Origin of the sequence: Streptomyces sp. ISL-36, from assembly GCF_018614205.1 — a bacterium.
GTDB lineage: Bacteria > Actinomycetota > Actinomycetes > Streptomycetales > Streptomycetaceae > Streptomyces.
Map to the genome: position 1 here is coordinate 1 of NZ_JAGGOS010000173.1, position 9,624 is coordinate 9,624.

General features: G+C 68.7%; 5 protein-coding genes and 2 pseudogenes. 6 read left to right on the forward strand and 1 reads right to left on the reverse strand.

Annotated elements, in window-relative coordinates; translation table 11 throughout:
* Positions 1-287: 287 nt before the first annotated feature.
* Positions 288-1,666 (reverse strand): annotated as a pseudogene (locus tag J7E93_RS33920) (IS1380 family transposase).
* A 1,420-nt stretch (positions 1,667-3,086) separates the two neighbouring features.
* Between J7E93_RS33920 and J7E93_RS33925 the strand changes: the two are divergent.
* The 6 genes and pseudogenes from J7E93_RS33925 (at position 3,087) to J7E93_RS33950 (ending at position 9,382) form a co-directional block, all read left to right on the forward strand.
* Positions 3,087-3,332 (forward strand): hypothetical protein, encoded by a 246-nt coding sequence (locus J7E93_RS33925; protein WP_251067491.1) that lies wholly within the window; start codon positions 3,087-3,089, stop codon positions 3,330-3,332.
* 1,810 nt (positions 3,333-5,142) lie between these two features.
* Positions 5,143-5,307 (forward strand): DUF402 domain-containing protein, encoded by a 165-nt coding sequence (locus J7E93_RS37610; RefSeq protein WP_251067492.1) that lies wholly within the window; start codon positions 5,143-5,145, stop codon positions 5,305-5,307.
* Between the two features lie 1,233 nt (positions 5,308-6,540).
* Positions 6,541-6,744, forward strand: a complete 204-nt coding sequence (locus tag J7E93_RS33935) for a cold-shock protein (protein WP_200430022.1) — start codon at positions 6,541-6,543, stop codon at positions 6,742-6,744.
* Positions 6,745-7,050: 306 nt separating this feature from the next.
* Positions 7,051-8,571, forward strand: a complete 1,521-nt coding sequence (locus J7E93_RS33940; RefSeq protein ID WP_215073886.1) for a DEAD/DEAH box helicase — start codon at positions 7,051-7,053, stop codon at positions 8,569-8,571.
* A 46-nt stretch (positions 8,572-8,617) separates the two neighbouring features.
* Positions 8,618-9,021, forward strand: a pseudogene (locus J7E93_RS33945) (CBS domain-containing protein).
* 52 nt (positions 9,022-9,073) lie between these two features.
* Positions 9,074-9,382 carry an SCO5918 family protein gene (locus tag J7E93_RS33950; protein WP_215073887.1) on the forward strand — a complete coding sequence of 103 codons (309 nt, stop codon included), beginning with the start codon at positions 9,074-9,076 and terminating at the stop codon, positions 9,380-9,382.
* Positions 9,383-9,624 lie beyond the last annotated feature (242 nt).

Consider the following 9,624-nt stretch of genomic DNA (forward strand, 5'->3'; position numbering starts at 1 on the left):
CAACCGAAACGGCGAGGCTAGAGGTGGTTACTGCGTACCAGGTACATGAGTCAGGTCTCATTCGTCTGTGTGGCTCATGGGTATCCGATAGGTCGCAGCGCTGTTTGCGGCGTTAGCCTCGATCGTTCATGAGTCGTCGTCAGCTTGCTGACGGCGACTCTGTGTCTGTGTGGTGGGGTCGTTTCGGGCTGGGGCAGGTTGAGGGCCCGGCTTTCGCGTCGGGTGGGCGCCGGGTTCCACTTCGCCGGTTGGGTGCTGCGGGTTGTCGGAACGATCGAAGTGGCTGGTCAGCCGGGGTTCGGGAGGCTGCGGAGCCTGCCGATCGCGTCGGTGATGATGTCGGTCCAGGGCCATCGGGCGGTGAAGCGGAGCCAGTGGCGGCGGCCGGTGTTCACGAGCTGGGCGGCAGCGGAGAACAGTCGCAGGCGGAGCTTCTTCGGTTCCCAGCGGCGGGTTTGGCCGGTCAGGGCGAGCATCGGCATCCAGGCGAGGAGATCGAGAGCGAGCTGGACGATCTCCAGCCAGATCTGGTTCTGGGCGGTGTCGTGCAGGGGCAGGTTGCGCAGGCCGGTGTCGCGGGCGTTTCGGATGCGGTCCTCGCAGCGAGCCCGGCGGCGGTGACGCAGTTCGAGGTCGGCGAGCTGGCCGCCCTTTGTATTGGTCGCGAAGCAGGTCAGCCGCAGTCCGTCGAGGTCGGTGAAGCGCAACTGGGCGCCGGGATGCGGCCGTTCCTTGCGGACGACCAGCCGCATCCCCTTCGGCCAGGCGCTCAGGTCGGGCATGTCGGTGATCTCCGCGACCCAGGCGCCCGGCCGCTCGAGCCGCCGGAGTCGTAGGCGGGCGTCCACGCCTTCTTCGGGATCTTCAGGACGGCCTGGTGGATGGCGTCGGTGATGGTCATTCCGACGGAATACGACAGCCAGCGGCCCCGCCTGGAGAGCCAGTCGAGGAAGGCATGGGTGCCGCCGGCGGAATCGGTCCGGATCAGTGTCTGCCGTCCCCGCCGCAGGTGTTTCGGCAGTTGGGCCAGGGCGAGCTGGGCGGTTTCGATGTGGTCGCTCGCGGTGTTGGAGCCGGCGTTGCCTGGCCGCAACAGGGCGGCCACCGGCTCTCCGGACCCGGACCGGCCGTGGTCGACGAACGCGACGAGCGGGTGATGGCCGAAGGATTTCTTCCAGGTCGCGGTGGCGTCCTGCTTCTCGGAGTGCGCGAGGACCAGCACACCGTCGATGTCCACGATCACGTGGCCGTCGGCGGCCGGACTGCTCTCACCGGCCAGGTCCCAGACCCGCCCGCGCACGTGGGAACGTGCATCCCGGATCGCGGCCAGGGCCTTCGGTCCGGACGCGGCGAGCACGTCGACGAGACGGGATACCGTCGGATCGGAAGCCACCGGGCCGAACACACCCGACTCGGCCCGCAGCATGCCGACGTCGGCCAGACAGTCTCCGCCAAGTGCGACGGCCAGGGCCACATCCAGCAGGATCTTGCCCGGGTCGTGCACAGCCCGCGGCTTGCGCCACGGCGCCAGCGCCGCCGATATTGCGGTGTCCAAGCCGGACTTGCGGACCGTCTCGACCAGCAGCACCGACCCGGCCTGCGAGACGACCCCACGGCCGCCGCCCTCGACACGGACACGCGGGTACGACCCGCTACGCTTCTTCACCTGGAGAGTGCTTCTTTCCTTGCAGCTGACAGGACCCTCGACAAGTCCCATCGTTGCAGGTCAGCAGCACTCTACACTTTTTTGATCAAGACCCGGACGGTCCCACTCTCGAAAGCGCGAGGTTAGTCCATGCGTCATCCATCGAGCTGAGAAGGCTGTACTGCCAGGCCCATCGAAGGTGGCCTGGGTGGTCGTGGAGGAGGAGTACCGGATTCATCGGGAGACGAAACGGGCGAGGCAACCGTCCACGAGATGACGAAGCCGAAGAAGAGGGCCGCAGCCACGAAGGCGCCGGAGAAGAAGACGTCCGCCAAGAAGACCACGGCGAAGAAGACGACCCGGAAGCGCGCGTCCTGACGCCAGGCTCGCCCGGCGTGCGCCGCACCGGCGTGACGCCAAAGGTGACCTGCTGCTGGAGAGCGTCATCTCAGTACGGACCGTGCCCTCGTCCACGCCCGGCTTTGTCGGTGAGTTACGAGAGCACCTGTAGCTCAACCCCCGGATGCTGCCAAAACCCAGGTAGGCAGCGCCCGACGAGGGTGCCGGACAGGAGGCGGGCAACATGGCCGGAACCCCGAGGCCGCCGCACCGCCCGCGCCGCGCCCGCAGCCGGGCTCACTGGGTACCGTTGACGCAGACGGCTTCAACTCTCATGGAGATCGTCTCCGTGCCTTCGTTGGTTCCAGTGACCCTCCAGGAGTCCGGAGGTCCGCCCGGCACCGAGAGAGCAGTGGACTGCTCGGTCCGAAAGCCGGGTTCTCCACTCGCCGTCCAGGGCGTCGGCGGCCGCCTGGTCTCCTGCCGCAAGGACGAGACAGCCACCGTCGTCACCCTCACCAGCGACAACTCCGACGTCCCTCTCGCCCAGGCGCCCACCTGTCCTTCGACCTCCCCACCACGCCGAAAACCACGCGCTCGCAGAAGCGGCCATCACATACCTCAGCGCGGCCGGCCTCAACAACCTCACGTCACCATCGACAACCAGACGACAGCACGCGCCGACAGACCGGGCAGAGCAACGACAGCCCGGTAACGCGCCGCAGCACACACCCGCCCCACCACCGCCGACCGGAATCGGCCGGGGGTGAGGCGACGGCGGTTCGGTGGAGGTGAATGGACGTTTCTGCGGTGAATGCGCAGGGGCTGGGCGGGTGAGTGTGTTCGGCGGGTCGGAGGTTCGGCTGGGCGGCTGCTGCTACCAGTGCTCTGTGTCACCGCCCGAGGAGACGTGTGGAGCTCCGGCGGCACAGGGAAAGGCAGAGGCATTGGCCGGTTTGGATCGTCGCGAGGTTTTGAAGGCCATGGGCGGGCTGCGGCCCTGTCGATGCTCACGAGCAGCATCGCTCGGGCGGCTGAAATCGATCCCCATTCAGGGCACGACGTCCACTGCCTGCACGCCGAGGTTCACCCCACCCTGACGGTGCCCGACCTTCTCGCTCTGCTCGACTCCGGCCGGCTGGTGATGGCCTCGGTGCACAAGGAGATCCGCCGCCCCGAGAACCCCGCCCCCGGCAAGGGCGGACACCTCGTCCTCGTCACCGGCCGCCAGGGCGACACCGTGTACTTCCGCAGCCCGTCCGGCCACACCGAACAGGCCCGCACCGCGAGCCTGCCCGCCGCCGAGTTCGCCGAGTTCTTCGGCGGCCGAGGCGTGTCTCTAATCTGAAGCGTCTGGCGTCGTCCGGCCGGTTGCCGGTGACGGCTGGACTCGCCCTGCTCGAACTGGAGCGTGACGGCGTACGCGGCGTTCACGCTCCCCAGCAGCTGCACCGAGTGCTTGGCTGAGTTGGTCGACACCGGGTGCTCCGGCCAGCCCGTCGGGGTGCGGTAGATCCGGCAGGCGAGCGACGGGATAGCACCGGGCTCGGCGAACGGGTCGCGGCCGTCGATCAGGATCGTCGGGGAGCCGGTGAACCCGGACGTATGGCCTCGGCCTGGTCGGGGCGCCGGGAATTTCGGGTGAAGGCGTACGGGCCCCGACCTCTCGCCTTCGTCCTGTCGGCACCGCTTCTTCTTGCGGCCGGGCCGTCGAACCGGCCGCGCCGTCGGGCCGGCGCTGATGTACTGGTCTCTCCACGCCGGAAGGATGCCGTCATGAGAAGGGGACTTGATGGTGACCGGTGACAGCCGTGAGATCCGGGCAATCGTCACCCGGTACGGCGGGTGTCGATTCCGCTCGCGCCTCGAGCCCGGTGGGCGGTGTTCTTCGATCACCTTGGCGTGGTCTGGCAGTACGAGCCGGAGGGCTTCGACCTCGGCTCCGGACATTGGTACCTGCCCGACTTCTGGCTTCCCGAACTCCGGCTGTGGTTCGAGGTCAAGGGCCACGAGGGTGCAGATGGAACCGAGCTGTGGGAGCGCTTCGCAGGCTGCCGATCCTCCGTCCGAGCGGGAACTCGCGGCCGGCATCGCGCCGGTGCCCTGGGGAGCTCTGCCCGAGCAGTGGCAGGGACGGGCGCTGCTTGCGCACGGAGACATCCCGCGGCCGGACTCGACGACAGGCAGCGTCGTCTTTCCCCGGGAGGGGATGCTCGCCTCGACAGGCGATCCATTCTTCGCTTGGTGTGTCTGCCTGGGCTGTGGCCGCATCGGAGCGGAATTCGACGGCCGATGGGAGCGAATCTGCTGCGGGCACAACGGGCTGGAGGACCTGCCGGAGTCGAGCGCGGGTCACCCCCGGTTGGTCGCGGCCTACCGGGCCGCACGGGAGAAGTCGTTCGAGCACGAGCACCGAGAACGATGAAGCTCGAGCCGGGATGGGGGCCCAGGGGCGGCCCACCATGCATGCCCAAGTGCCGTGGACCGCGGCTACGCGGGGATGGCGGATAACGCCGACCAGGGCGCAGCAAAGCCTCGAGCCTTGACCCCGCACCCCCGGGGTCTCTCCGGGAGGCTGTCATGACCACCTACACCGTGCAGGCGTACCCCAACACCGCCGAGTACGACGACATGCAGGACGTGAGGAACGTGCGGCCGGATCAGGGGCCGGCGAGGATGTCGTGCCCGCCGATGCGGCGCCAGACGATGTGCTGCTCGCCGCGGACTATCTCAGGGCCGTAGGACCACGTGGCGCGGCCGTTGCCGTCCCAGGTGAGCCCCCCCGGGCGGCGGCTTGCCCACCGCCCCGAGGCCCGCTGAGGCGGTGGGCAAGCGCAGCCGGACCACCGGCCGGGATGCGTGAGGGAGGGCGCGATGCACATTTCGGGACGGGCCAGACGGTCGTACGGCGCGACGCGCACCGTATGGACCGGGTGTGGAGCGAGCACGCGCTGCGCGTCGTCGCCGACACAAGCGAGGCCCTGGTGGCCGCCTGCTCGCCGGAGCGGAGATCCGTTGGCCGGTCCTGTATGCCATGACCCGAACCGACGGTGTCCGCTCGGTGCGCACGGAGGCGTTCGACGCGATGGTGACCGGTGCGTGGGAGCTCGCGGCCGCGGTGTGGCAGGAGACCGACCTGCTGCTGTGGAAGCCCCCCGGTGGCCTGGTTCAGCATCAACGCCTTCTGCGTCCCCGACGGCGACGGGCGGCGGCTGCGCAACTGGTACGCCAACTTCGAACGGCCCACCGTCCGCACGCCGATCGGGTTCGACACCTACAACCGCACCGTGGATCTGCTCATCGCTCCCGACCTCACCGGTTGAGAGCGGAAGGACGAAGACGAGTACGCGCACGTTCGACGGCTCGGCCTCGTCACCGACACCGATCACCAGGCCCTGGACGCCCCCCGCGATCAGGCCCTCGCGATGCTCGCCGACCGTTCTGGTTTGTTCGCACACGCGGAGCGGTGGGCGGCCTGGCGGCGGGACCCGGCCTGGCCCTCGACGCGCCTGCCGTAGTCCGCTTCGGTCGCGGAGAGGGTTGCACCAAAGGGCGGCTGAACCGTTGGCTGGACGGTTGCGTCCAGCGCGGGACCGAGGGTGTGACCGGTAGTGGGAGCCCGGCAAATCGGCCCCCGCCCGTTTCCGCAGATCACCCCCGGTGGGCAAGCCTCCCAGTGACGACGACACCTCTTTCCACGCGATAGCCAAAGAAGAGGTCGTGTGGCTGGCTGGGGTGCCGCAGTGGGGCGAACCTGGTGAGTATGGGCAGTGCGCCAATCGTCGTGCACCGGCCGTCGAAGTCGGGCCTTCGTCGGGTGACCATGCGTCGTCGCGGCCAGGGCGGGGGTCCTGGGCCTGGCGCACTCCGACCATGACCTGGTCGTCTTCCTTGAAGTGGTTGGCGTGGCTGACCCGGAGAGGGCGCTGGATGATCCGCGCTGGGTGGAGTGTCGTGGGGGGCCGGCCCCATCAGTGGAGCGCTGCTTGAGCGAAAGCCCCGCGGGATGAGGAGTTGATGCACGGCCGGGTTCCCGGACAGCGCGACCTTCGGCCCGGCGGTCGTGCCGGCACCAGCTCGGCTTCGGTGGGTGGTGTGTGAGGACGGTGGTGGTCCTGGACTTGGGGTAGGCCAGGACCGGGTGGCGGGGCCGACTCGGGAACGGTCTCGCGGGTGATACGTCCGGTGCAACGAACCGCCAAAGGGTCTTCTCCTTCCGAGCGGTGGCGGGCAGTCCTCAGTTCTTCCGTCCCGAACGTGTGATGGAGCCAATCTGATATCTGCCGCGGCGGAGCGAGGATTTAGCGGTCAAGGCGGGGAGTGTTTCTAGCACTGCGGGCATGGGGGGGTTATTCAACGCACACAACCCGTCCCGGCGTGCTACTGTCGACCCTAGTTGCAGTTTTGGTACCCAAAAAACTTCAAGCGTCTCCTACTGGCCAAGTGCCGCACGGAAGCGTTTTGTATTTCCGGTCATTTTCCGGGTAGGGCATCATCGCGGCGACACGGCGTCCGTACGGTACGGATGCCGGTGTACTGCCCTGAGGAGATATGACATGGCTGCTGGCACCGTGAAGTGGTTCAACGCGGAAAAGGGTTTCGGCTTCATCGAGCAGGACGGTGGCGGCGCTGACGTGTTCGCCCACTTCTCGAACATCGCCGCCCAGGGCTTCCGCGAGCTGCAGGAGGGCCAGAAGGTCACCTTCGACATCGCGCAGGGCCAGAAGGGCCCGACGGCCGAGAACATCGTCACCGTCTGACGCTGACGCGTATCTTGCAGCTGGGGCCCGCATCCCTCGGGGTGCGGGCCCCAGCTGCATCTATTCCGCAGTGATTTCTCCTGCCGGAACAGCATCCCAAGGGACGCAGCCTCCTCTTCGGAGCCGTACCCCTCGATGTCCCGGATTCACTTCCGCGCGCATCCCCTTTTCGCCTGCGTCGCACGGATTTCCCGTGCGCCACGTTCACTTTCGCTTTTCTCATTCTATTCGGTCCGTGCCTGTGATTCCGCATGCTGCTTACGCTGTGGAATTCCTCGATACGTGCCGTATCAAGGAAGGTTCTGAATGAACCCCACACGCACGAACAGCCGCTCTTCCCGCACCCGCCGCACCGGCGCTCCCGCTTTCGGCTCCGCCGCCGGTTCGCCCCGGGGCAGCCGCTTCGGTTCGTCGTCCGCCCCGACCCGTTCGGGCACTTCCCGCCGCTCGGGAGGTCAGGGCCGGCGGCCCGCCGTAGTGCAGGGAGAGTTCGCCCTGCCGAAGACGATCACGCCGGCGCTGCCGGCCGTCGAGGCGTTCGCCGACCTCGAGATGCCGAAGACCCTGCTGGCGGCGCTCACCGCTCAGGGTGTGTCCGTGCCGTTCCCGATCCAGGGCGCCACGCTGCCGAACTCCCTTGCGGGACGTGACGTTCTGGGCCGTGGCCGAACCGGCTCGGGCAAGACCCTCGCCTTCGGCCTGGCCCTGCTGGCCCGCACCGCCGGACAGCGCGCCGAGCCGCGCAGCCCGCTGGCCCTGGTCCTGGTCCCCACCCGGGAGCTCGCCCAGCAGGTCACCGACGCCCTCACCCCCTACGCCCGCGCCGTGAAGCTGCGCCTGGCCACCGTCGTCGGCGGCATGCCGATCGGCCGTCAGGCGAACGCGCTGCGCGGCGGCGCCGAAGTCGTCGTCGCCACCCCGGGCCGCCTCAAGGACCTCATCGACCGCGGCGACTGCCGGCTCGACCAGGTGGCGATCACCGTCCTGGACGAGGCCGACCAGATGGCCGACATGGGCTTCATGCCGCAGGTCACCGCACTCCTGGACCAGGTCCGCCCCGAGGGCCAGCGCATGCTGTTCTCCGCGACCCTGGACCGCAACGTCGACCTCCTGGTCCGCCGCTACCTCACCGACCCGGTGGTCCACTCCGTGGATCCCTCGCAGGGCGCGGTGACCACGATGGAGCATCACGTACTGCACGTGCACGGCGCCGACAAGCAGCGGCTGACGACGGAGATCGCGGCCCGTGAGGGCCGGGTGATCATGTTCCTCGACACCAAGCACGCCGTAGACCGTCTCACCGAGGACCTCCTCAACTCCGGGGTGCGGGCCGCCGCCCTGCACGGCGGGAAGACGCAGCCGCAGCGCACCCGCACCCTCGCCCAGTTCAAGACCGGGCACGTGACCGTCCTGGTCGCGACGAACGTCGCGGCGCGCGGCATCCACGTCGACAACCTCGACCTCGTCGTCAACGTGGACCCCCCGACCGACCACAAGGACTACCTCCACCGCGGCGGCCGCACCGCGCGGGCTGGCGAGTCCGGCAGCGTCGTCACCTTGGTCACACCCCAGCAGCGCCGCGGCATGAACCGCCTCATGCAGGACGCCGGCATCGTGCCCCAGACCAACCAGGTCCGCTCGGGTGAGGCAGAGCTGATCCGGATCACCGGCGCCCAGGCCCCCTCCGGCATCCCGGTCACCATCACGGCGCCGGTGTCCGAGCGCCCCAAGCGCAGCACATCCTCCTCCCGTGGCCGCCGCGGTCCCGCCTCGGCCGCCCGGCGGGCCGGCGCCCGCCGGCCCGCCTTCGCCGCGGCGGCGGCCTGAGAACCGCGTGATCCGGAAACTCACCCATCTGCGCAGGAGGCATATTGTGACGCTGGTCCGGACGCAGCCCTGCTGGGCGAACACCAAGCCTGCGCCCCAGACGGTCAACGACGTCATGGAGGTGGCCGGACCGCAGGTCTGCGACGACATGACCGTCGAAGTGGCCCTGGCCGTGATGGCCAGTGCGCGCACGGGGCGTCTGCTCGTCTGCGATGAGGACGGCCTGTGCACCGGGCTGGTCACCCGGGCCCAGTTCACCGCCGTCCGCGACAGCGCCGCTTACACCGACCAGATCCGTCTGCGCGCGTACCCGGCGACCGCGGCCTGTTCACCTCGCCGCTGACCACGACGGCCGAGGCCGAACACGCGATGCGCCACCGCCGGCTCGACGTGCTGCCCGTCATCGACGAACAAGGCAGCGCCCTGGGCGTCCTCGCCCTTGCCCGCTGATCCGCCTCACCGCGGCAGAAACGTCCCCTCCTTCTTCTTCCTGTGAGGCATCATGCGCTGTGTCATCGCCCGCTTCCCGTTCGACCTCACCAAGAGCGGCGTCCTGCAGTCCATGCAGGGCGTGAAGCCCGAGCCGGCCGTGGGCGAGTCCGTGATCATCGGCCGCCGCACCTACCCCGTCAAGCAGGTCGGCCAAGTCATCACCCGCCAGGACCGCCGCGACTTCAGCGCCGGTGAAGTCCTCCGCGCCATGACCAAGCTCGGCTTCACCTGCCGCAGCCTCCCCCAGAACTCCGCGCCCGCCCGCGGCCTCGACCCCCTCCAGCATGCTTCCGCGATGCTCGGCATCCCGGCCGTCTGACCGGGGGACCGGCGCGAGCCGGCACCGACATGACGGGGGGAGGGGCCTGACCGGCAGCGTGCCGGTCAGGCCCCTCCCCCCGTCATGGGGTTCTAGGAACAATACCGGTGATTTAGGTGCCTTTCAGGCGTCTGCTGGTTGGTTTGGTGGGTGGCACCAGCGTGACGGTGTGAGTCGGTGGTGGGGGTGGGTTGCGGTGGTGGGGGTGTTTGAGGTGCCAATTGGTCATCTTGCGTTTGATG

Excerpts from the sequence above, each read along its gene's own strand:
- J7E93_RS33940 (WP_215073886.1), top strand. The coding sequence starts at position 7,051 with ATGAACCCCACACGCACGAACAGCCGCTCTTCCCGCACCCGCCGCACC.
- J7E93_RS33935 (WP_200430022.1), top strand. The coding sequence starts at position 6,541 with ATGGCTGCTGGCACCGTGAAGTGGTTCAACGCGGAAAAGGGTTTCGGC.
- J7E93_RS33950 (WP_215073887.1), top strand. The coding sequence starts at position 9,074 with ATGCGCTGTGTCATCGCCCGCTTCCCGTTCGACCTCACCAAGAGCGGC.